The sequence below is a fragment of the Amycolatopsis balhimycina FH 1894 genome (assembly GCF_000384295.1).
Taxonomy (GTDB): Bacteria; Actinomycetota; Actinomycetes; order Mycobacteriales; family Pseudonocardiaceae; genus Amycolatopsis; species Amycolatopsis balhimycina.
In genome coordinates, this window is sequence record NZ_KB913037.1 from 10,663,706 (window position 1) to 10,687,558 (window position 23,853).

The 23,853-nt window shown below is 70.6% G+C and carries 15 protein-coding genes; 10 read left to right on the forward strand and 5 right to left on the reverse strand.

The features are described 5' to 3' along the window. The first annotated feature begins 64 nt into the window (after positions 1–64). From A3CE_RS0148925 to A3CE_RS0148940, 4 genes are read left to right on the forward strand one after another with little or no spacing between them, the layout of a single operon-like run. The gene (locus A3CE_RS0148925) at positions 65–1,360 is read left to right on the forward strand and encodes an extracellular solute-binding protein (protein ID WP_026469603.1); all 1,296 of its coding nucleotides are present in this window, start codon (positions 65–67) and stop codon (positions 1,358–1,360) included. Further along, a complete protein-coding gene (locus tag A3CE_RS0148930) occupies positions 1,357–2,328 on the forward strand; it encodes a carbohydrate ABC transporter permease (RefSeq protein ID WP_020647460.1) in 972 nt (323 codons plus the stop codon). The genes A3CE_RS0148925 and A3CE_RS0148930 overlap by 4 nt, the downstream gene beginning before the upstream one ends. After that, positions 2,328–3,152: a carbohydrate ABC transporter permease gene (locus A3CE_RS0148935; RefSeq protein WP_020647461.1), complete on the forward strand. Its 825-nt coding sequence runs from the start codon at positions 2,328–2,330 to the stop codon at positions 3,150–3,152. The genes A3CE_RS0148930 and A3CE_RS0148935 overlap by 1 nt, the downstream gene beginning before the upstream one ends. A gap of 15 nt (positions 3,153–3,167) precedes the next feature. Next, positions 3,168–6,203, forward strand: coding sequence for a glycosyl hydrolase 115 family protein (locus A3CE_RS0148940; protein WP_020647462.1), 3,036 nt, complete (start codon positions 3,168–3,170; stop codon positions 6,201–6,203). A gap of 71 nt (positions 6,204–6,274) precedes the next feature. On the opposite strand, the gene A3CE_RS0148945 is transcribed toward A3CE_RS0148940, so the two are convergent. Then, complete coding sequence (locus tag A3CE_RS0148945; RefSeq protein ID WP_020647463.1) at positions 6,275–7,336, reverse strand: LacI family DNA-binding transcriptional regulator; 1,062 nt, start codon at positions 7,334–7,336, stop codon at positions 6,275–6,277. Positions 7,337–7,448: 112 nt separating this feature from the next. Here A3CE_RS0148945 and A3CE_RS0148950 point away from each other — a divergent pair, with 112 nt between their 5' ends. Beyond that, on the forward strand, positions 7,449–8,432 hold the full coding sequence (locus tag A3CE_RS0148950; protein ID WP_245589756.1) for an endo-1,4-beta-xylanase: 984 nt from the start codon (positions 7,449–7,451) through the stop codon (positions 8,430–8,432). 66 nt (positions 8,433–8,498) lie between these two features. Here A3CE_RS0148950 and A3CE_RS0148955 read toward each other — a convergent pair whose 3' ends face one another. The 4 genes from A3CE_RS0148955 to A3CE_RS0148970 form a co-directional block, all read right to left on the reverse strand. Next, entirely contained in the window at positions 8,499–9,431 is a 933-nt protein-coding gene (locus A3CE_RS0148955; RefSeq protein WP_020647465.1) for an acyl-CoA desaturase, read from the reverse strand. A gap of 290 nt (positions 9,432–9,721) precedes the next feature. Beyond that, entirely contained in the window at positions 9,722–9,925 is a 204-nt protein-coding gene (locus A3CE_RS0148960; RefSeq protein WP_004558414.1) for a cold-shock protein, read from the reverse strand. A 100-nt stretch (positions 9,926–10,025) separates the two neighbouring features. Next, positions 10,026–11,321, reverse strand: coding sequence for a class I SAM-dependent methyltransferase (locus A3CE_RS0148965; RefSeq protein ID WP_376741628.1), 1,296 nt, complete (start codon positions 11,319–11,321; stop codon positions 10,026–10,028). Beyond that, entirely contained in the window at positions 11,303–12,709 is a 1,407-nt protein-coding gene (locus A3CE_RS0148970) for an FAD-binding oxidoreductase (protein WP_043791523.1), read from the reverse strand. Before A3CE_RS0148970 ends, A3CE_RS0148965 begins: the two co-directional genes overlap by 19 nt. A gap of 380 nt (positions 12,710–13,089) precedes the next feature. Between A3CE_RS0148970 and A3CE_RS0148975 the strand changes: the two genes are divergently transcribed. From A3CE_RS0148975 to A3CE_RS0148995, 5 genes are all read left to right on the forward strand, one after another. Then, positions 13,090–13,527, forward strand: coding sequence for a DUF6292 family protein (locus A3CE_RS0148975; protein ID WP_020647468.1), 438 nt, complete (start codon positions 13,090–13,092; stop codon positions 13,525–13,527). Between the two features lie 34 nt (positions 13,528–13,561). Continuing rightward, positions 13,562–15,544, forward strand: coding sequence for a S9 family peptidase (locus A3CE_RS0148980; protein WP_020647469.1), 1,983 nt, complete (start codon positions 13,562–13,564; stop codon positions 15,542–15,544). Between the two features lie 42 nt (positions 15,545–15,586). Then, positions 15,587–16,558 carry a magnesium transporter CorA family protein gene (locus A3CE_RS0148985; protein WP_026469604.1) on the forward strand — a complete coding sequence of 324 codons (972 nt, stop codon included), beginning with the start codon at positions 15,587–15,589 and terminating at the stop codon, positions 16,556–16,558. A 325-nt stretch (positions 16,559–16,883) separates the two neighbouring features. Continuing rightward, a complete protein-coding gene (locus A3CE_RS0148990; RefSeq protein WP_020647471.1) occupies positions 16,884–21,425 on the forward strand; it encodes a HAMP domain-containing protein in 4,542 nt (1,513 codons plus the stop codon). Then, positions 21,422–23,824 (forward strand): SpoIIE family protein phosphatase, encoded by a 2,403-nt coding sequence (locus A3CE_RS0148995; protein ID WP_020647472.1) that lies wholly within the window; start codon positions 21,422–21,424, stop codon positions 23,822–23,824. Before A3CE_RS0148990 ends, A3CE_RS0148995 begins: the two co-directional genes overlap by 4 nt. Positions 23,825–23,853: the final 29 nt, after the last annotated feature.

Genomic DNA, 23,853 nt, shown 5'->3' on the forward strand with positions numbered 1-23,853 from the left:
CGCCAACCCGGGCGCTCAAGCCGCCCCGTCCAACTCGGCCGAAGTCGTCAGGAGTGGACCCACGATGTTTGTGAAACGCCGGATCACCGTTCTCGCCGCCTTGGCAGCCGTCGTCCCGCTCGCGCTCGCAGCGTGCAGCGGAGGGAACGAAACACCCGCGCAGCCGAGCGGCCCGGTCACCCTGACCTGGTGGCACAACGGCACCACCGACCCGATCAAGTCGATCTGGGAAAAGGTCATCGCGGACTACCACCAGGCGCACCCCGACGTCACGATCAAGGCCCAGCCGCTGCAGAACGAGGACTTCGGCACCAAGGTCCCGCTCGCCCTGCAGTCGGCCGAGCCGCCGGACATCTACCAGTCCTGGGGCGCGGGCGACCTGGCCTCGCAGATCACCTCGGGCAAGGTCGCCGACATCACCGACGCCACGAAGCCGTGGATCACCCAGACCACCGGCAAGTTCGGGGAGAACTGGCAGGTCGACGGCAAGCAGTACGGCGTGCCGTTCGAGCAGCACTTCGTCGGGTTCTGGTACCGCAAGGACCTGTTCACCCAGGCCGGGATCACCACCCCGCCGAAGACCATGGACGAGCTGAACACCGCCGTCTCACAGCTGAAGGCCAAGGGCATCGCGCCGATCTCCGTCGGCGGCAAGGACCGCTGGCCGGATGCCTTCTACTTCAACTACTTCGCCGTCCGCGAATGCTCTGTCGACGTGCTCAAGCAGTCGGTGAAGGCGGTCAAGCTCGAGGACCCGTGCTGGACGAAGGCCGGGCAGGACCTCAAGAACTTCCTCGCCACCCAGCCGTTCCAGACCGGGTTCGCCGGGACGCCCGCCCAGCAGGGCGCGGGCAGTTCGGCCGGTCTGGTCGCCAACGGCAAGGCCGCCATGGAGCTGCAGGGCGACTGGGAGCCCGGCACGATGTCGTCGCTGACCGAGGACAAGCAGCTCGACTCGAAGGTCGGCTGGTTCGCGTTCCCGTCCGTGCCCGGCGGCGCGGGCGACCCGGCGGCCGTGCTCGGCGGCGGTGACGGCTTCGCCTGCACCACCCGCGCGTCGAAGGCGTGCGCGGACTTCCTGCAGTACCTGGGCAGCGAGCCGGTGCAGACGCAGCTCGCCGCGCAGGGGGCCGGCCTGCCCGTCAACACCGTCGCCGCGAAGTCGCTGAAGACCGACACGCTCCGCGAGGTCTACGACTACGGCACGAAGGCGCCGTACCTGCAGATGTACTTCGACCGGGCGTTCCCGACGGCGGTCGGCGCGGCGCTGAACGACGCGGTGGCCAACATGTTCGCCGGCCAGGGCACCCCGGAAGGCATCGTGACGGCCGTCAACCAGGCCGCGGCGGGCAACAAGTGACCACGGCGACGACCCCGGTGCGGACGGCGGCGCAGCCGTCCGCACCGGCGGTCACGCCCCGGGCGAAGCGGTCCCGGCTGCGCACCCGGCTCGAGCTGACACTGCTGCTCGGGCCGGCGCTGCTGCTGTTCGGCGGGTTCGTCCTGGTGCCGATCGGAATCGCGGCCTTCTACAGCCTGTTCAAGTGGAACGGCTTCGGCCCGCTGGACGACTTCATCGGCTTCGACAACTACGTCGACGCCTTCAGCGGCAAGGTGTTCCAGAGCGCCATCGTGCACAACCTGATCATCGCCGGGCTGTCGATCGTGGTGCAGCTGCCGCTGTCGATCGGGCTGGCGCTGCTGCTGAACCGGAAGCTGCGAGGGCGCGCGGTGCTGCGCGCCCTCGTCTTCGCGCCTTACGTGCTCTCCGAGGCGATCACCGCGGTGATCTGGTTCCTCATGCTTCAGCCCGGCGGCTTCGCCGACCAGGTGCTCAAGGGCGTGGGTCTCGGCGGCCTCATCCACCTGTGGGTGGCCGATCCGAGCATCGTGCTCTACACGCTCTTCGCGGTGATCACCTGGAAGTACATCGGCTTCGGGATCATCCTGCTGCTCGCCGGGCTCCAAGGGGTGCCCGCCGAACTGCGCGAAGCCGCCGCGCTCGACGGCGCGTCGGCGTGGCAGACCACGCGGCACGTGGTGCTGCCCCTGCTCGGCCCGACCATCCGGATCTGGATCTTCCTGTCCGTCATCGGCTCGCTGCAGCTGTTCGACCTGGTGTGGATCATGACGACGGGCGGCCCGGCGAACGCGTCGACGACGATGGCGACCTACCTGATCGACCACGGCTTCAAGCGCTACGAGTTCGGGTTCGGCTCCGCGGTGGCGGTGATCCTGTTCGTCATCTGCTTCGTGTTCGCCCTGCTGTACCAGCGGTTCGCGCTGCGCCGCGACACCCAGGGGGCCCTGACGAGGATGGTGGGCTGATGCGGTCCGGCAAGTTCGGCCTGTCGATGGGCTACCTCGCGGCGATCGTGGTGGTCGGCGTGACCGTCGTGCCGCTGCTGTTCGTGGTGCTCGGCGGGTTCCGCACCAACGGGCAGATCAACACCGACCCGGCCGGGCTGCCGGGGCCGTGGGTGTTCGACAACTACGCCAAGGTGCTCGGTTCGAGCGCGTTCTGGACCTTCCTCGGCAACAGCGCGCTGATCGCGGTGATCGCCACCGCGCTCGCCGTCGGGCTCGGCTCGATGGCCGGGTACGCGCTTTCGCGCTACCAGTTCAAGGGCCGCGAGGCGGTCTACACGCTGTTCACGCTCGGCCTGCTGTTCCCGATCGGCGTGGCGACGCTGCCGCTGTACCTGTGGCTGCGCCAGCTGGGCCTGCTCGAGAGCTTCTGGGGCGTGGCGATCCCGGAGGCGGCGTTCTCGCTGCCGGTGACGATCGTGATCCTGCGTCCGTTCATGCACGCGATCCCCGGCGAGATCGAGGACGCGGCCGTGCTCGATGGGGCCACCCGGCTCGGCTTCTTCTGGCGCATCCTGCTGCCGCTCTCGACGCCGGCCCTCACCACGGTCGCCGTGCTCGCCTTCGTCACCAGCTGGAACACCTACCTGCTGCCCCTGCTGGTGTTCAACGACTCCGGGCACTTCACGCTCCCGCTCGGCGTCGCGATGTTCCAGTCCGCCTACTCCCAGGACACCGCCCGGGTGCTGGCGTTCACCGCGTTGTCGGCGATCCCCGCGCTCGCGTTCTTCGTGCTCGCCGAACGGCGCATCGTCGGCGGGCTGACCGGATCCGTGAAGGGCTGACTCAGGAGGTCTGCCGTGCCGTCCGAGGTACACCGTCGTACCTTCCTTCAGCTGCTCGCCCTGGCCGGAGCGGGGTCCGTGGCCCTCCCGGACCTCGCCGAAGCCGGGACCGGATTCCCGTTGGTGTCGCGGGGAAAGGCCGCGACGATCGTGGTCGGCTCGGCCGACTTCCCCGGCGTGCGGCGGGTCGTGGGCGACCTGGCCGCCGACGTCGAGCGCGTGACCGGCGTGCGGCCCGCGGTGTCGTTCGACGTCGTCCCCGCGCAGGGGCCGGTGGTGCTGGTCGGCACCCTGGGCCACAGCCCTCTGGTCGACGGCCTGGTCACGGCGGGCAAGCTCGACGTGACCGGGATCGCCGGGAAGTGGGAGACGTCGCTGAGCCAGGTCGTCGACGGACGGCTGGTTCTCACCGGCAGTGACCAGCGCGGCGTGATCTACGGCGTCTACGAGATCTCGCGGCGCATCGGCGTTTCGCCCTGGTACTGGTGGGCCGATGTCCCGCCGCGGCGGCAACCGGAGCTGCACCTGCCGGGCGGGCGGTTCAGCCTCGGCACCCCGCACGTGAAGTACCGCGGGTTCTTCATCAACGACGAGAACCCGGCGCTCGGCACCTGGGCCCCGGCGTACTTCGGGCCCGGCAAGGCCCCGGGCTTCCCCAACGGTTTCAACCACCTGTTCTTCGCCAAGGTCTTCGAGACCATGCTCCGCCTGCGGGCCAACTACCTCTGGCCGGCGGTGTGGGGGCGGGCGTTCGCCGAGGACGACCCGCTCAACCACGCGACGGCCAAGGAGTACGGCATCGTCATGGGCACCTCGCACGAGGCGCCCATGATGCGCGGGATCGAGGAGTGGAACCGGCACGCGGTGCCCGCAGTCCGCGACGCGGCCGGGAACATCACGACGCCGGGACACGACCCGTACGGCGGCACGGGCGAGTGGAGCTTCCGCCGCAACGGCGAGGCGATCAAGGCCTACTGGACCGACGGGATCCGCCGGATGGTCCGAGAGGACTTCGAAGGCGTCGTCACGCTCGGCATGCGCGGCAACGGCGACGTCGGCCTGCCCGACGGCGACGGCATCGAGCTGATGCGGGAGATCATCGCCACCGAACGGGAGATCCTCGCCCGCGAGACCGGCCGGGACCTCACCACGGTGCCGCAGGTGTGGACGCTGTACAAGGAAGTCCAGCGCTACTGGGCGAAGGGCCTGCGCCCGCCGGACGACGTCATCGTCGTGTTCACCGACGACAACTGGGGCAACATCCGCAAGATGCCCGACCTGTCGCTGCCGCCGCACCCCGGCGGCTACGGGCTGTACTACCACTTCGACTACGTCGGCGGCGGCCGCAACTACAAGTGGGTCGACACCGCGCTGCTCGCGAACACGTGGGAGCAGCTGCACCAGGCGTTCGCCTACGGCAACGACCGCCTGTGGGTGGCCAACGTCGGCGACATGAAGGGCAACGAGCTGCCGCTGCAGTTCTTCCTCGACTACGCCTGGGATCCGGCGGCCCTGCCGGTCGAGCGATTGTCCACCTGGGAGCGTTCGTTCGCCTCGGAGAACTTCGGCGCGGTACTGGCCGCGGACATCGCCGGGGTGCTGCACGACTACGGGCGGCTGCAGTCCCGCCGCAAGCCGGAGCTGCTGAACCGGCGGATCACGGTGGACACCGCCGGGACGATCACCTACGACGACCAGATGACGCCGTTCAGCCTGGTCAACTACCGCGAGCTGGACCGGGTCACCCAGGAGTGGCACGACCTCGCGGCGCGGGCGTCGAAGATCGGCGCGCGGCTGCCGAAGGCCTTCCAAGACGCTTTCTACGAGCTGGTCCAGTACGCGACCCAGGCGACGGCGAACCTGTACGCGCTGCGGCGAGCCGAGTTCACGAACCTGCTGTACGCGGGGCAGGGCCGGGCCTCGGCCAATGGCCTCGCGGCTGTCACGGAGGCCCGCTTCGCCGACGACCTCGCGCTGGCGGAGAAGTACAACACCGGCATCGCCGGCGGAAAGTGGAAGGGGTTCCAGACTCAGCCGCACATCGACTACGGCGACATCGCCCGCTATGGCCCGAACGCGCCCTGGCAGCAGCCGGAGCTGAACAACGTGGCGCTGCCGGACGTCATCTTCCCGGCGGTGAAACGGATCGAGCTGCCGGCCGCGGCTTCGCTCGGGGTCGCCGTCGACGGCTCCCCGGACGCGTGGCCCGGCGCTGCGGGACGGCCGGCGCTGCCGGAGTTCAGCCCGTACCAGAGCGCACCACCGCAGTACATCGACGTCTTCAACCGCGGCCGGGAACCGTTCCGCTGCCATGTCTCCGTCGCCGGGGCGCCGTGGGTTCTGGTCGAGCCGCGCGGCGGCCGGGTGACCGAGGAGCTGCGGATGACCGTCCGGATCGACTGGGCCCGGGCGCCGAAGGGCACCACGACCGTGCCGATCACGGTGTCGGGCGCAGGCAGTTCGGTCGGGGTGGACGCCGTCGTGCGCAATCCGGTGTTGCCGGCTCGCGGGTTCGTCGAGGCCGGCGGGTACGTGTCGATGGAGGCCGAGCACTGCAGCGCCACGATCGGCGCGGCGGACGTCTCGTGGCGGCGGATCCCGGACATCGGCCGGACGGGGGCGGGGATGACACCGTTCCCGGTGACGGCGGCGAGCCGCGCACCGGGGGCCGGGCCGCGGCTGGAGTACCGGATGACGCTGTTCACGACCGGACCGGTGACGGTGTGGGCGTTCTTGTCTCCGCGCAGCAACGTGCTTCCGGGGGACGGCCTGCGGTACGCGGTGTCGTTCGACGACGCGAACCCGCAGGTCGTGAACATCACGACGGCCACCGGCGCCGACGACACCTCGATGAACCGCCAGTGGGAGCGGACCACTTCGGACAACGTGAACCTGACCTCGACGCGGCACGTGATCGCGGCACCGGGGCAGCACGTGCTGAAGTTCTGGATGGTCGACCCGGCGGTGATCGTGCAGAAGCTGGTGGTCGACACGGGAGGGCTGCGGGCGAGCTACCTCGGGCCGCCGGAGAGCATGCGATGGCCCTGGTGAACGGCATGTCGCCGGCGGCCGGGGGTGTTCGCACGGCGGCCGGCCACATGCCGGCCGCCGGGTTGCCTCGCTCAGCCCGTCAGCGCCCGGTAGCCCTGGTGGGCCGGCGCCGCCGTGCTGTGGCGGATCACCAGGCTGGTCGCCAGCTCCACGCGGTGGCTCTCCGTGTCGACCCCGCGGGCCAGCGAGATCGCCAGCCGCGCGCCGGCCGCCGCCATCTCCTGCAGGGGCTGGCGGACCGTCGTCAGTTCCGGGGTCAGCCAGCGGGCGATCGGCAGGTCGTCGAAACCCACCACCGAAAGGTCGTCCGGGATGCGCAGCCCCGCGTCGCGCGCGGCCTCGTACACGCCGAGTGCCTGCAGGTCGCTGCCGGCGAACACCGCCGTCGGCCGGTCGGGGAGGGTGAGCAGTGATGCCAGCTCCCGGTAGCCGGACCGGACGTGGAAGTCGCCGCGGCGCACCAGCGCCGGGTCGAACGCCAGCCCGGCCGTCTCCAGCGCCGTGCGGTAACCGTCGATCCGGGCCCGGCTGCACAGCACGCCCTCCGGCCCGCCGATCATCGCGATCCGGCGGTGGCCCAGCTCCACGAGGTGCCGGGTGGCGGTCAGCCCGCCCTGCCAGTTCGTGGCCCCGATCGAGGGCGTCTCCGGCCCGGGAGCGCCCGCCGGGTCGACGACGACCAGCGGGATGTCACGGGCCCGCAGTTTCGCCAGCTGCCCGCCGGTGAAGTCCGAGCACACCGAAACGATGCCGACCGGACGCCGGGCGAGCACGCTTTCCAGCCAGCTCTGGCCCGGGGTGTGCCGCCCCGACGATTCCGCGAGGACGACCGCCATTCCGTTTTCCCGGGCGACGCACTCGACCCCGCGGATGATTTCCAGCGCCCAGGTGCTTTCGAGCTCGTGGAACATAAGTTCCAACAGGCGAGAACGGCGCGACCGTTCGTCGGCCCGGCGGCGGTACCCGTATTTACCGATGACCGCTTCGACGCGGGCGCGGGTGGTTTCGGCGACGTCGGGACGGCCGTTCAACACTTTCGACACGGTCGGCACGGAAACGCCGGTCTCGGCGGCGATCCGGGCGATGGTGACCCGGGACGCGGTCGGTTCGAGATTGTCAGACCTCGTTGTCATGAAGGAGATTCTAGGACATCGAAACCTGATTTGAAATGCTCGATACTTTCGGTTCCCCATTGTCCTGTGGAGGGTGAAGATGCTCAGAAGAATTCCGAATAAACGTGCCCTGATGGCGGTTGTGGTCGCTATGGGTATTGCCGTGTGGCAGGCACCTGCCGCGGCGGCGTCGGTTCCGCTGAAAAACATCACCAACCGTTACGTCGGCAGCGCGGTGGCCGCGACCTATCTGGCTTCGGAAAGCGATTACCGGGCCGTGCTCACGCGGGAATTCGACAACGTGACACCCGAGAACGAGATGAAGTGGGGCACCGTCGAAGCCGTCCGGGGCCAGTACGACTGGTCGGGCGCGGACGCGATCGTCCGGTACGCCCAGCGGACCCACAAGACGGTCCGCGGCCACACACTGGTCTGGCACTCCCAGCTGCCGGACTGGGTGGCCGCGCTGCCCGCCGACGAGCTGCGGGGCGTCCTGCGCGACCACATCACGACGGAAGTCAAGCGGTACAAGGGGAAGATCCGCGCCTGGGACGTCGTCAACGAGATCTTCAACGAGGACGGCACCCGCCGTGACACGGTCTTCCGGCAGAAGCTCGGGGACGGCTTCGTCGCCGACGTCTTCCGCTGGGCGCACGCGGCCGACCCGGGGGCGAAGCTGTACCTCAACGACTACAACATCGAAGGGGTCAACCCGAAGAGTGACGCGGTGTACGACCTGGTGAAGACGCTGCGGCGCCAAGGCGTGCCGATCGACGGCGTCGGCATCCAGGGGCACCTGTCGATCCAGTACGGCTTCCCGGGGGAATACCGGGCCAACCTGGCCCGCTTCGCGCGGATCGGCGTCGAAACCGCGGTCACGGAGGCGGACGTCCGGATCCCGACCCCGCCCGACCCGGCGAAGCTCGCCACCCAGGCGAGCTACTTCGGTCAGCTGTGGGACGGCTGCCACGCGGTGTCCCGCTGCGTCGAGTTCACGACGTGGGGCTTCACGGACCGGCATTCGTGGGTGCCGGACGTGTTCCCCGGCGAGGGTGCGGCCTGCCTCTTCGACGAAAACCTGCACCCGAAACCGGCCTACTACCGGCTCAACCCCTGACCTGCGCCAAGTTCGTGAAGGCCACCTTCCGGAACACAGAGTTCCTCAAGGTGGCCTTCACGAACTTCAGCGGGCGAGCGCGGCCAGCCGCTTCGCCGTCGGCCAGCGCACGTTCCACGCCCAGCCCAGCTTCTCGAACGCCCAGATGACCCGCGCCGAGATGTCGATCTGCCCGCGCTGCGCGCCGTGGCGGGCCGACGTCGGGTCCGCGTGGTGGGTGTTGTGCCAGGACTCGCCCATCGACAGGATGGCCAGCGGCCAGAAGTTCGCCGAGCGGTCCCGGCTGGCGAACGGTCGCTCGCCGATCATGTGACAGACCGAGTTCACCGACCACGTCACGTGGTGCTGGAAGGAGATCCGGGCCAGGCCTGCCCAGAGGAACGCGGTCAGCGCGCCCCACCACGACAGCGTGATCAGCCCGCCGAGCAGCGGCGGGAGCAGCAGGCTCAGCACCACCCACAGCGGGAAGAGCCGGTCGACGACGCGCAGGTCGCGGTCGGCGGCCAGGTCGGGGGCGAACCGGTCGACGTTGGTCTTGTCGCGGCCGAAGAGCCAGCCCATGTGCGAGTGCCAGAAGCCGCGGGCCAGCGCCACCGGCGAAGTGCCGAACAGCCACGGCGAGTGCGGGTCGCCGTCACGGTCGGAGAAGGCGTGGTGACGGCGGTGGTCGGCGACCCAGCCGATCACCGGGCCCTGCGCCGCGAGGCCGCCGGCGACGGCGAGCGCGATCCGCAGCGCCCGCTTCGCGCGGAACGAGCCGTGGGTGAAGTACCGGTGGTAGCCGACGGTCACTCCGAGCGTCGACACCACGAAGAACGCGCCGCCGATCGTGAGGTCGAGCCAGCTGACGCCCCAGCCCCAGAACACCGGGACGGCGGCACCGAGCGCGAGGAACGGGACGAGCAGGAAGATGCGGATGGTGATCAGTTCGGGGATCGTCTGCTTGCCCGAGAGCACGGGTTTCGGGGCCGGAGGGGCAGCCTTCACGGAGGCGGTCATGCAGTACTCGATTCGAGGTCTACGCCGCGCCGGACCGAGCCTGGCGCGGAAAGCCGGGGGCGGGAACACCCCGGCGGTCAGCGGTCTGGAGGGTGGCCGGGCGGGTCGCCGCTCCTGCCGGCGATCGGCCTCGAGGCCACGGTGCGAGAGTGGGGCCGACCGGGCGCCGGCGTACTGAGGTGCTCTCGTCGCTTTCCAGGTTACCGGATCGTTGTGAACGCGCAGTGTGGCCGAGACATGAGGAAGGCCCCCGCCCCGGTGGGGGCGAGGGCCTTCGGGTGCCTCGTGGCTCAGATGACGCTGACGCGCTGGGCCTGGGGGCCCTTCTGGCCCTGGCCGATTTCGAACTCCACACGCTGACCCTCGTCGAGCGACTTGAAGCCGCTGCCCTGGATCTCGGAGTAGTGGACGAACACGTCCGGACCCCCGCCGTCCTGCGCGATGAAGCCGAAGCCCTTTTCGCCGTTGAACCACTTGACACTGCCCTGAGCCATACCCATACCTACTCTTTGTAGTGAGCCTGGACGCCCCGTTCGGACACCCGGTCTCAAGACCATTATCCCATCACCGGGCCGAAGAGGCTACCCCCGGTCATCAAACTCCCCAATCGGGGCGCAGCGGCATGCTCATGCCGCCCTCGCTGTCGGTCCGGACGCCCAGGATGTGGTGCAGTTCGATCTCGCGCCGCTCGAAGGCGAGCCGGCAGGCCGCCAGGTAGAGGGCCCACACCCGGCTGCGTCCGGCACCGGCCTCGGCGACGGCTTCGTCCCAGTGTTCGTCGAGGTTGGCGCACCATCCGGCCAGCGTCGTCGCGTAGTGCTCGCGCAGGTTCTCCGAGTGCCGCACCTCCAGCCCGGCGTCGTGCATGGCCGTCATCAGCTCGCCAGGAGCTTCCAGCTCGCCGTCCGGGAAGACGTAGCGGTCGATGAAGCCGCGCGAGCGGTGGGCGACGCTGGTGTCCGGGTTGGTGATGCAGTGGTTGAGCAGGCGCCCGTGCGGCTTGAGCTTGCCGGCGAGGAAGCGGAAGTAGCCGGGCACGTTGCGGGCCCCGATGTGCTCGGTCAGCCCGATCGACGAGATCGCGTCGAACCCGGTCTCCGTGACGTCCCGGTAGTCGAGGTGGCGGATCTCGGCGCGGTCCGCGATCCCCAGCGCGACGATGTTCTTCTGCGCCCATTGCGCCTGTTCACGCGAGAGTGTGACGCCGATGGCCTCGACGCCGTAGTGCCGGACGGCGTGCGCGACCATGCCGCCCCAGCCGCAGCCGACGTCGAGCAGCCGCATCCCCGGCTTGAGGCCGAGCTTGCGGCAGACCAGGTCGAACTTGTTGGCCTGCGCCTCCTCCAGCGAAGCGCCCTCGTGCGGGAACACCGCGCACGTGTAGGCCATCGACGGGCCGAGGACCAGCTCGTAGAACCGGTTGGACACGTCGTAGTGGCTGGCGATGGCCTCGCTGTCGCGTTGCTTCGAGTGCCGCAGCGCGGTCAGCCCGCGCCGGAACCGGCTCGGGTGCTCCTCGGCCGGCGGCTTGACCAGCCGCAGGTGGCGCGGGCCGAGGTTGCGCAGCAGCCACAGCCGGTCGGCCGCGGTGAGCTGGTCGACCTGCGCGGCCAGCGCACGCAGCGCCGTGTAGAGGTCGCCGGTGACTTCGAGCGCACCCGCCACGTAGGCGCGGGCGAGGCCGAGGTCGCCGGGGGAGGACATCAGGTAGTCCAGCGCCAGCGGCGAGCGCACCTCGAAGGCCACCGGCGCGTCGGCCGGGCCGCTGCGGCTGCCGTCGTAGGCGGTGATCGACACCTCGGCGCGCGGGCCGAGCAGCCGCTCGAACACGGCGCCGACGGTGATTTCTTCCTGGGTCACGTTCGTTCCTTTCACCCGCGGCGGACGCATTTCTCGTAGAGGCCGAGCAGGCGCCCGGCCGGGTCGTAGGCCCGCTTGAGTTCCCGGTAGGCGTCGCCGTTGTAGAGCCGCCAGAACTCGTCCTCGGTGTAGAAGCTGTCCGAGTACAGGGATTTGTGGCCGCCGAGCCGGGTCACCTCGGCTTCGATCATCCGGTTGTGCACACCGTCGCGCTCGCCGGGATCCAGCGGCACGGCGGACCAGAACCCGAAGTTGACGTACAGCTCTTCGGGGTCGAGTTCGTAGAGCGGCCAGCGGACGTCGCCGGGCCGCTGCCGCAGCGGGCAGATCCAGACCGGGCTGATCGGGATCTCCCGCTCGAAGAAGTCGAGGAACTCCGCGGCGCGCCCGACCGGGACCTCGATGTCCTGCACGATCGTCTCTTCCGGCGGCAGGCGCCGGAGTTTCAGCAGCCGCTGGGCGATCTTGAACCGGCGGTCGAGCGCGACGGCCTTCCAGTACACCGAGGACCGCAGGAACCGGCGGCCGAGCAGCAGCCGGGGCAGCCGGTGCTGGACGCCGAAGGCGCGGGAGCACCAGAACCAGTCGGTGTCCCAGCGCCAGAGGTAGTCGCGGACGGTGAGGTGGTCGGTTTCGCGACGCTGGATCGAGCGGTAGTAGATGTCCAGCCAGGTGTAGTCGCTCGTCGCGGGCGCGGTGCCGGTGAACGTGGCCAGCGTCAGGTACAGCTCGTCCGGGCCGAACACCGTGCCGTCGACGAAATCGACGTGCTCGCCCTCGTGTTCGCTCGTCGCGCAGATCTCGCGCAGGGCTTCGAAGTACTTCGCCCGGTCGTGGTGGCGGACGTGCCGGAGTTTCACGAACGGCTTGACCGGTTCCAGGAGGATCCGCAGCCGCAGCGCGTAGCCGAGGGTGCCGTAGGAGTTGGGGAAGCCGTGGAACAGGGCGCGGTGCTCGTTGTCCGGCGTGGCGACGACGATCCGGCCGTCGCCGGTGAGCACCTCGAGCTCCAGCACCGACTCGTGCGGCATGCCGTTGCGGAACGACGAGGACTCGATGCCGAGCCCGGTCACCGCGCCGCCGAGGGTGATGGTCTTGAGCTGCGGCACGACCAGCGGCATCAGGCCGTGCGGCAGGGTGGCGTCGACGAGCTGTTCGTAGGTGACCATCCCTTCGACGTCGGCGGTGCGGCCGTCCGGGTCGACGCGCAGGACGTGGGTGAACCCGGAGACGTCCAGGCCCGGGTGCTGGGCGGCGGCGCGGGAGCGGAAGAGGTTCGACGTGCGTTTGGCCAGCCGGACGGTCGCTTCGCCGCTGATCGCGGTGAGCTGCCGTCTCAGGGCGTCGACGCGGGCTTCGTGCTCGGGGAACGCCGGGCCCGGACGGGCTTCGGGCACCCCGGCCTGATCAATGGTCACGCCCCTGATCCTGCCTCACGGAGTGGGCAGACGCACTGTGCTGTCCCTGTGATCGTGTCCGCGTCGTCCCGGCCGCTGGGAAGCTCGCCGGACTCGTCGCCTCGCCGCGAGGTCGCCGACGACCCCGCGGCGGCGGGTCAGGCGACCGCGCGCAGCGGGGTTTCCTCCGCCAGGAGCGTCTCGGCGTCGGCCAGGAAGGGTGTATCGCCTTTCTCTTCGGGTGCTTCGGTTCTAACATGTCATCTAAATGATGACCAACGAGATGTCGCCGGATGGACGACATCGGGTGCCCGGTTCGCCGGGATTGAGCAGCGTGCGGGCGGGGTATCCGCTTCCGGACCGCGGGGATCCCGCGGCGAGACGGGGAAAGCGAGGCGGCGTTGAGCATTCTGATCGACTTCGGGCGCGACACGGAGTTCTCGTTCGAGCGGCGGCTGCGCGGTTACGTGGGCGCGGTGGCCCGGGCCGTCGGAGTGGGGCTGGAATCCTGCACGTTGGACGTCGGAACACCAGCGGCCGCCTACATCGCCCTCGACTGGCGGCTGGCCCGGTTCCCCGGACACGACTTGGCACTCGTCTGGGACGAGGTCCACGGCTGGGCGGCGGCGATCGAGAACGCGACCGGCGAAGCGGCAACGGCCTTGGTCCATCTCGGCGGATTGTTCCCCGAGCCCCGCGCGGTGGTCAGGTTCCTCGCGGCGGTCCGCGCGGACGTCCCGGACGCGGGCGGCCTGGAAGCCCCGGTCCTCCGCGAGGCCGGCGACCACGAGCAGCTGCTGGCCCTGCTGCCGGACATGGCGGGCGCCGATCGCCGATAGGGTTCCGCCTGGACGTGGCGAACAGGGGGCCGGGGTGGCGGAACTGACGGCGGAAGCCGTGGTCGATCGGAACGTGCCGCGGACGCCGCGGCTTTCCCCGGACGGCCGGTGGGTCGCGTTCGCGAGCAGCCCGGTCGGCCGGACGGGAAAGCATCCGGTGAGCGGCCTGTGGCTGGCTCCCGCCGACGGCAGCGCACCACCCCGGGAACTCGCCCCCTCGGACGCGGAAGACCACGAGCCTCGGTGGGCGCCCGACTCCGGCTCGGTTTTCTTTCTGTCCGATCGTGTCGAGCGGGGTACGGCTCAGCTGTACCGGGTGGGTCTTGCGGGTGGTGGTCCGGAGCAGCTGACGGACTGGTCCCCGGGAGTTCACGCGCATCTGTGGTTGCCGGGTTGGGCTGGGGTGGGGAACGCCCGGCCGGCCGAGGTTGAGGCGCGCGTCCCGCCGGCGGACTGGAGCCTGGGGGTGTTCGTCGCGCCGGACCCGGACTTCCGGCCTGCCGATCCCCGCGTCCGCGTTGTCACCGCAGAGGGTTCCCGGGCCGGCGAACCGGGCCGGGCTTGGGATACCGTCGCCCGGCCCGATCGGCTGTGGCTGCTCGACCCGCGGACCCGCGCTGTCCGTTCGCTCGCGGACTTCGGCGAGCGGCACGTCGTCGAGGTCGCCGCCCGGCCTGACGGGGGCGTGCTCGCCGTGCTCACCTGGTCCGTCGCCGATCGTGATCCCGGGTTGTTCGAACCCGGCCTGCACCTCGTCGATCCCGGCTCCGGTGCGGTGCGCGACCTCGGCGCCCCGGCGCTCGAAGCGTCCTCTCTCACCTGGTGGCGCGGCGAAACCGGCTGGCACCTGGGCTACCTGGGCCTCACCCCGCCCGGGCTGGTCGGTGGCCGGGCCGTGTTCGAGGCCGGCGAAACGAGCGGTGCGCACCGCAATCTCACCGCCGGCCTGACCGTCTGCCCGGCCGAACTGGTGCCGGCGGGCGACGGTCCGCCGCTGGCGTTGTTCTCCGAAGGCCTGGACACCACGGTCCGCCGGCTCGAACCCGCGACCGGAACCTTCACCGAGCTGACCCGCGCGCCGGGCACGCTGCAGTCCCTCTCCGTCGCCGATGGCGAGGTGATCGCCGCCGTCGCGAGCACCGCGTACGAGCCCGACGTCGTCTGCGCCGGATCCGCGGCGGGCCCGCTCACCCACCTGGCCGAGCCGCCGCTCCGCGGGATCGTCTGGGGTACCCAGGAACGCCTCTCCTACCGCGCCGAGGACGGCCTGGAACTCGACGGGCTCCTGATCCTCCCACCCGGCAAGACCCGGGAAGACGGCCCGTTCCCGCTGGTCACCCTCGTCCACGGTGGTCCGGACGACCGATACGCCGACCGGTTCCACCTGAACTGGTACCCCTCGGGCCAGTGGCTCGCGACGGCCGGCTTCGCGGTGTTCCTGCCGAACCCGCGCGGCGGCTGGGGCCACGGGCACGCGTTCGCGGTGAGCGTCGCCGGGGCCGTCGGCGGCGCGGAGTTCACCGACATCCTCACCGGGATCGACCGCCTCGTCGACGACGGCGTCGCCGACCCGCGGCGGCTCGGCATCGGCGGCGGCAGCCACGGCGGCTTCATGGCGGCCTGGGCCGTCTCGCAGACGGACCGCTTCGCCGCGGCACTCGTCTCCGCGGGCGTCATCGACTGGCGTGTCCTCGCGGCGACCGGTGAGCTCACGCGGTTCGACGCCGCGCTGGGCGGACCGGACGGCAGCACCAGCCCGATCACCCACGCCCACCGCATCCGCACCCCGACCCTCATCCTGCACGGCGAGGACGACACCAACGTCCCGCTCTCCCAGGCGGACCTGCTGCACCACGCCCTGCGTGACCGCGGCGTCGAGCACGAGTACGTCGTGTACCCGCGGGAGGGCCACTCGCTCCGCGAACGCGACCACCAGCTTGACGGACTGCGTCGGACGCGCGAGTGGTTTTCCCGGTGGCTCGCCCCCGAACGCCCGGTGTCCAAACAGGACGGATGAGCGAGCCCGTGTGAACTCCCGACGCGGCGGGTAACCGGGTGGATGACCAGAACCCGGGTATACCGCGACGGCGTGCTGCAGAAGGAAGACTTCCCGCTCGCGGACGTCTCCGACTTCCTGGCCGAGCCGGACACCGCGGTGTGGGTCGACCTGTGCGCGCCGTCCGAAGCGGACCTGGCCGAGCTGGCCGACGAGCTGGGCCTGCACCGGCTCGCGGTGGAGGACGCCGTCCAAGAGCACCAGCGGCCCAAGCTCGACCGCTACGACGGGCACGCCTTCCTGACCACCTACGCCGTGCGGTTCGACGAGGCGACCGGCCGTGCCGCCACCTACGAGCTCGCCGCCTTCGTCACGCCGCGGGCGCTGGTCACCGTGCGCAAGGACGACCGCTTCGACATCGACGCGGTCGTGCGCCGGTGGGACCAGGCGACCGAGCTGGCGAAGACCGGTGTGCCCTTCCTGGTGCACGGTCTGCTCGACTGCGTCGTCGACGGCCACTTCGAGGCCGTGCAGGCGCTCGACGACGAGGTCGAGGCCCTGGAGGACCTCGTCTTCGAAGACCGGCCCGACTCCTCGGAACTGCAACGCCGCTCGTTCCGGCTGCGCAAGAGCCTGACCGCGTTGCGCCGGGTGGTGCTGCCGATGCGCGAGGTGATCAGCTCGCTGATGCGCCCCGACCTTCGGCTGGCCGACGAGCTCACCCGCCCGTACTTCGAAGACGTCCACGACCACGCCCGGCAGGCCGCCGAACAGACCGAGGCGCTGCGGGAGCTGATCGCCACGGTCCGGGAGACCCAGCTGAACCTGCAGGGCAACCGGCTGAACCTGATCATGAAGAAGGTGACCGGCTGGGCGGCGGTGATCGCGGTGCCCACGGCGGTGACCGGGTTCTACGGCCAGAACGTGCCGTACCCGGGCAACGGCGCGCCGAGCGGGTTCTGGACCTCGACGGTCGCCATTCTCGTGCTTTCGGTGGGGTTGTACGCGTTGTTCAAACGCAGGGATTGGCTGTGATCCACGCCATCTTCGTCATTCCACAATAGAGCGTCCACTTCGGACACCGAAGCTGGACACGTGGCGTCGGGAGCCGCGGCCGTGGGCAGGCCGACGGACCCGCCGGCGACGTTCAGCCGAACGGGTCAATGCGGCCGGATGGCCTGGGGGAGAAGGAAAGGCTTCGAGCACCGCCTGAAGAGCGCGCGTGGTCACGGGCGCGGCTGGTTGCTCAACCGTTGCCGCTCAGCATAGTGCAACTGCACTATGCTGAGCCATCCGGTGTGCACGGCGGACGGCGCAAGGTGCCGACAGGCGAAGAAACGGGTGACGGATGAGCGGGGCAATGGTCGACGGTGTGCGCCCGGGTGCGGGGGCGGACGCCTCGGGTGTGGGCGAGGCCGGGGAGCAGGAGCTGCGCCGGCTGCTGGCCGGGCTGACCGCCGTCCGCGACGGAGACTTCGGCATCCGCCTGCCGGGCGGGGCCGACGGCCTGCTCGGCGAGATCGCCACGGTCTTCAACGGTATGGCCGACCAGCTGTCGCTGTTCACCTCCGAGGTCACCCGCGTCGCGCGGGAGGTCGGCAGCGAGGGCCAGCTCGGCGGGCAGGCCAAGGTCCCCGGCGTGTCCGGCACGTGGAAAGACCTGACCGACTCGGTGAACGCCATGGCGGGAAATCTCACGACGCAGGTCCGTGACATCGCGCAGGTCGCCACCGCGGTGGCGAAGGGCGACCTGTCGCAGAAGATCGACGTCGACGCCCGCGGCGAGATCCTGGAGCTCAAGGACACCGTCAACACGATGGTGGACCAGCTGTCGTCGTTCGCGGACGAGGTCACCCGGGTGGCGCGCGAGGTGGGCAGCGAAGGCCGCCTCGGCGGGCAGGCCCAGGTGCCCGGCGTCGGCGGGGTTTGGCGTGATCTCACCGATTCGGTGAACTTCATGGCCGGGAACCTGACGGACCAGGTCCGCAACATCGCGCAGGTGACGACGGCGGTGGCGAAGGGTGACCTGTCGCAGAAGATCACCGTCGACGCCCGCGGCGAGATCCTCGAACTCAAGAACACGATCAACACGATGGTGGACCAGCTGTCGTCCTTCGCCGACGAGGTCACCCGCGTCGCCCGGGAAGTGGGCACCGAGGGCCGGCTGGGCGGCCAGGCCGACGTCAAGGGCGTCTCCGGGACCTGGCGCGACCTCACCGACTCGGTGAACTTCATGGCGGGCAACCTGACCGACCAGGTCCGCAACATCGCGCAGGTCGCCACCGCGGTGGCGAGCGGCGATCTCTCGCAGAAGATCAACGTCACGGCCCGCGGCGAGGTCTTGGAGCTCAAGGACACGCTGAACACGATGGTGGATCAGCTGTCCGCGTTCGCGGACGAGGTCACCCGGGTGGCGCGCGAAGTGGGCACCGAGGGCCGGCTGGGCGGCCAGGCCGACGTCAAGGGCGTCTCCGGGACCTGGAAGGACCTCACCGAGTCGGTCAACGTCATGGCCGACAACCTCACCGCACAGGTCCGCTCGATCGCCCAGGTCACCACCGCCGTCGCCCGCGGCGACCTGTCGCAGAAGATCCGGGTCGACGCCCGCGGCGAGATCCTCGAGCTGAAGGACACCATCAACACGATGGTGGATCAGCTGTCCGCGTTCGCGGACGAGGTCACCCGGGTGGCGCGCGAGGTCGGCACCGAGGGCAACCTCGGCGGCCAGGCCACCGTCCGCGGCGTGTCGGGGACCTGGAAGAACCTCACCGACAACGTCAACGTCATGGCGTCCAACCTGACCGGCCAGGTGCGCTCGATCGCGCAGGTCGCGACCGCGGTCGCGCGCGGTGACCTGTCCCGCAAGATCACCGTCGAGGCCAAGGGCGAGGTCGCGGCCCTGGCCGACGTCATCAACACGATGGTCGACACGCTGTCCGCGTTCGCCGACGAAGTCACGAGAGTGGCGCGCGAAGTCGGCACCGAGGGCATGCTCGGCGGGCAGGCGCGCGTGCCGAACGTCGCCGGCACGTGGAAGGACCTGACCGACAACGTCAACTCGATGGCGAACAACCTCACCGGGCAGGTCCGCAACATCGCCCAGGTGACCACCGCCGTCGCGCAGGGCGACCTGACCCGCAAGATCGACGTCGACGCCCGCGGCGAGATCCTCGAGCTGAAGACCACGATCAACACGATGGTCGACCAGCTTTCCGCGTTCGCCGCGGAGGTCACGCGCGTGGCGCGCGAGGTCGGCAGCGAAGGCCGCCTCGGCGGCCAGGCCGAGGTCGAAGGCGTGTCCGGCACCTGGAAGCGGCTCACCGAGAACGTCAACGAGCTGGCCGGGAACCTCACCCGGCAGGTCCGCGCGATCGCCGAGGTGACCAGTGCGGTCGCCGAAGGCGACCTGACCCGCTCCATCACCGTCGACGCCTCCGGCGAGGTCGCCGAGCTGAAGGACAACATCAACTCGATGGTCGAGTCGCTGCGCGAGACCACGCGGGCGAACCAGGAACAGGACTGGCTCAAGTCCAACCTGGCCACCATCACCGGGCTGATGCAGGGCCGGCGCGACCTCGCCGTCGTCGCGGCCGCGGTGATGGACGAGCTCGTCCCGCTGGTCAACGCCCAGTTCGGCGCCTTCTACCTGGCCGACGACACCGCCGAGGTGCCGGAGCTGCGGCTGGTCGGCGCGTACGGCCACCCCGAGGGCGAGGGCCCGGTGGTGCGGTTCCGGATCGGCCAGTCGCTGGTCGGGCAGGCCGCGCGCAGCCGCCGTCCGATCGCCGTCGACGACGTGCCGCCCGGCTACGCGACCATCTCCTCCGGCCTCGGCGCCACCGTGCCCGCCAGCCTGATCGTGCTGCCGATCGTGGTCGAGGACCAGGTGCTCGGCGTGCTCGAACTCGCGTCGGTGCACGGGTTCACCGCGGTGCACCGGGCGTTCCTCGAACTGCTGATGGAGCAGATCGGCGTCAACGTCAACAGCATCGTCGCCAACGCACGCACCGACGAACTGCTGGGGGAGTCGCAGCGGCTGACGGCGGAGCTGCAGGCCCGTTCCGAAGAACTCCAAGCGCGGCAAGAAGAACTGCAGTCCTCCAACGCCGAGCTGGAGGAGAAGGCGGCGCTGCTGGTCACGCAGAACCGCGACATCGAGACGAAGAACCTGGAGATCGAGCAGGCCCGCCAGGAGCTCGAGGCCCGCGCCCAGCAGCTGACGCTGGCGTCGAAGTACAAGTCGGAGTTCCTGGCCAACATGAGCCACGAGCTGCGCACCCCGCTCAACAGCCTGCTCATCCTGGCCCAGCTGCTCGCGCAGAACCCGACCCGCAACCTCACCGCGAAACAGGTCGAGTACGCGGGCATCATCCACTCCGCGGGCTCGGACCTGCTGCAGCTGATCAACGACATCCTCGACCTGTCCAAGGTCGAGGCCGGGAAGATGGACGTCACCCCGGAGCAGGTGTCGCTGCGCGGCCTGCTGGACTACGTCGAAGCGACGTTCCGGCCGATGACGTCGCAGCGCAACCTCGACTTCCGGATCACCATCGCCCCCGGCTCGCCCGCCGAGCTGCTCACCGACGACTCGCGGCTGCGGCAGGTGCTGCGCAACCTGCTGTCCAACGCGGTCAAGTTCACCGAGGTCGGCGGGATCGAGCTGCACATCGAGCCGGTGGACCCCGACACGCTGCCCCGGCCGCTGCGCGCGCACGGGCCCGCCGTCGCGTTCCGGGTCACCGACACCGGGATCGGGATCGCCGAGCACCAGCTGGAGTCGATCTTCGGCGCGTTCCAGCAGGCCGACGGCACCACCAGCCGCAAGTACGGCGGCACCGGGCTCGGCCTGTCGATCAGCCGCGAGATCGCCCAGCTGCTCGGCGGGTTCATCACCGCCGAGAGCACCCTGGGGGAAGGCAGCACGTTCACCTTCTCGCTGCCGGTCGCGCGGCCGGACTTCGCGACGCTCCCCACGGGCGAGCAGGCCTCGACCGCCGTCACGACGAGGGAGTCCGGTGTCACGGCGTCCGGGCCGCGCGCGTACCGGCGGCTGCTGGTCGTGGAGGAGCGCCAGCACGGGCTGCTGACCCTCGTCGCCGAAAGCGCCGCCTCGGACCTGGCCGACAGCCGGGACATCGGCCTCTCGCCCGCCGACGTCGAAGTGGTCACGGCGGTCGGCACCCAGGAGGCGGCGGCCGCCCTCGCCACCGACGCCTACCACTGCGTGGTGCTGGACCTGGACCTGCCGGACCGGACCGCGTTCAGCTTCCTCGACGCGATGCAGGGCGACAGCGCGCTGCGGCTGGTGCCGGTGCTCGCGCACAACAGCCGCCGCCTCGACGTCGAGCTGGCGCAGCTGGTGCAGTCCCGCGCGGACGTCCAGTCACTGGAAGTGCTGTCCGGGCTGGACGAGCTGCGCGAGCGGATCGCGCTGCACCTCTCGGCCGAGAAACCCGGCGCGGTGCTCCCCCTGGTCAGACCGGACGAGCCCGCCGCGCCGGTGCGGGCCGCCGACGTCGACACCACCCTGGCCGGGCGCACGGTGCTGATCGTCGACGACGACCCGCGCAACGTCTACGCCCTCACCGGGATCCTGGAACTGCACGGGATGGAAGTGCTGCACGCCGAGGACGGCCGCAAGGGCGTCGAAACCGTCGCCGCGCACCCCGGCATCGACCTGATCCTGATGGACGTGATGATGCCGGAGATGGACGGCTACACCGCCACCGCGAAGATCCGCGCGATGCCCGAACACGCGCGGATCCCGATCGTGGCGGTGACGGCGAAGGCGATGCCGGGCGACCGCGAGAAGAGCCTCGCGTCCGGCGCGACCGACTACGTGACCAAACCCGTCGACGCGGACGACCTGATCGCCCGCATCAAGCGGCACGTGACGGCGTGATCGGCGACGGGCAGTTGCCTGCCGAGGACCAGGGCGTTCCGGTGCTCGCCCCGCCGGCCGAGGTGTCGGCCAACCTCGCCCGGCTCGCCGGCACCGTCGCCCGCCTGCGCGGCGAGGTCGACCACGCGCACGCCGTCGCCGACGGCCGCGCGCTGATCGAGCTGGCCAAGGGCGTGCTGATGGAGCGGCTGCGCTGCACGCCGTCGGACGCGGCGAAGCAGCTGGAAAGCCTCGCCGGACGCTCGGGATTGACGTCGCTGGAGTTCGCGGCCGAGATCGTCGGCGAGGCCGCCGAAGACCGCATCAGCGAGGTGGCCCAGGAGTTCCTGGCCCGCGCCGAGGGTGAAGACTCCGTCGCGGTCCGCTTGCGCACGGCGGAAAGCGGCGTACTCGCGGCGGGGGACACCCAGCGCGTCGCGGAGTCCATTTTGGAGCACGCGCTACGGCCGCTCGGCGCCACCGCCGTCGCGGTGTGGCTCGCCGGTCCCGACGGATCGCTCACCCTGGCCGGCTCGGCCGGGTTTTCGGCCGAGGAAGCGGCCCGCTGGCGCTACGTCCCGCCCGGCGTCGCGACGCCGGCCCGCAGCGCGCTGATCGAGCGGGACACGGTCTGGCAGCCGACCCTCGCCGGCGCGGGCCTGCCGTCGATCGGGCAGCACACGCTGGCCGAAGGCGGGCGCGTCGCCGTGCCCACCGGGACCGGCGGCCGGATCATCGGCGTCGTCGAGATGTGCTGGCCGCAGCCGCTGCCCGCCGAACCCGGGCGGCTCCGGCGGCAGCTGGAAGCGCTGGCCGAGCTGTGCGCGCACACGCTCGACACCTGGGACGGCGTGGTCGCCCCGGTCGCCGCCGACGGCTCGGGCGACTTCCTCGGGGAGCTGGTGGACTTCGTCGACGGCCTGCACGACCCGGCCGTGCTGCTCTCGCCGTGCCTCGACGGCGGCAGGCTCAGCGATTTCCGCATCCACCACGCCAACGTCCGGTTCGCCGACCCGGGCGGGCGGCCGCGGAGCCGGATCGTCGGCACCCGGCTGCTGGAGACGTACCCGCTCGCGGCCGAGGAAAGCGGCCTGCTGGACAAGATCCACCGCGTCTACGCCACCGGCGAGCCGTTCCGCGCGGACAACATGGCGGTCACCACCCTCGTCGACCAGGTGCCGCTGACCGTGCTCACCGACATCAGCGTCACGCGCTTCGCCGGCAACGTGCTGATGATCCTGCGCATCCAGGACGACGCGGCGAAGCTCGCCGTGCTGCTGCAGCACGCCCAGCGGCTCGGCCGCATCGGCGGCTTCGAAGAGAACGTCGTCACCGGCGCGATCACCTGGAACACCGAGCTGTTCGCGCTGTACGGCCTGCCGCTGAACGCCACGCCGCTGTCGCTGCACGAACTGGCCGCGCACGCGCACCCCGACGACGCGCAGGCGATCGGCCGGTTCCTGCGCGCGGTGCTGCACCACAAGAGGCCGTCGTCGACGGCGTTCCGGCTGCAGCGCTCCGACGGCGTCGCCCGGCACATCCGCGTGGTCGCCGAGCCGGTCGCCGACGGACGGGGCGAGCTGGTCGCGGTCCGCGGTGCCTACCAGGACGTTTCGTCGCAGCACTGGACCGAGGTGGCGCTGGCCGCGACGCGGGACAGGCTGGCCGAAACCGAGCAGCACGCGATGGAGCGCAACCGGCTCGCGCTGCAGCTGCAGCACGCGATCATGCCGCCGGCCAAGGGCCCGATCGACATGCCGGGCCTGCGGGCGGCGGTCCGCTACCGCCCCGCGGAGAAGGAGCACCTGGTCGGCGGCGACTGGTACGACGCGGTCGCGCTGCCGACCGGCGAGGTGCTGCTGTGCGTCGGCGACGTCGCCGGGCACGGCATCGACGCGGCGACCGGGATGGTGAGCCTCCGCAACGCCCTGCGCGGCCTCGCGGCGACCGGCGCCGGGCCGGCGCAGCTGCTGACCTGGCTGAACCTGGTGGCCTACCACCTCACCGACCACGTCACGGCGACCGCCGTCGCGGCCGTCTACGACCCGGCTCACCGGAAGCTGCGCTGGGCGCGGGCGGGGCACCTGCCGCCGATCGTCCGGCACCGCAACGGCGAGGCGACGACCCTGCCGCTGATCCGCGGTTCCCTGCTCGGCGCGGTCCAGGACGTCGTCTACCAGGAGGAGGAGCTGCAGCTCGCCGAGGGCGACATCCTGCTGATCTACACCGACGGCCTGATCGAGCGCCGCGACCGGCCGGTCCAGGAATCGGTGTCCCGCCTGGTGACCCTGGTCGACGGCCACGACGGCGGTCTCGAAAACCAGCTGGACAGGCTGCTGACCTACAGCACGGCCGACACCGACGACGACACGTGCGTGGTCGGCATCGAGGTCACCACAGCGTTCCCCGCAAGTTCGTGATGGCCACCTTGAGGAACTACAAGTTCCTC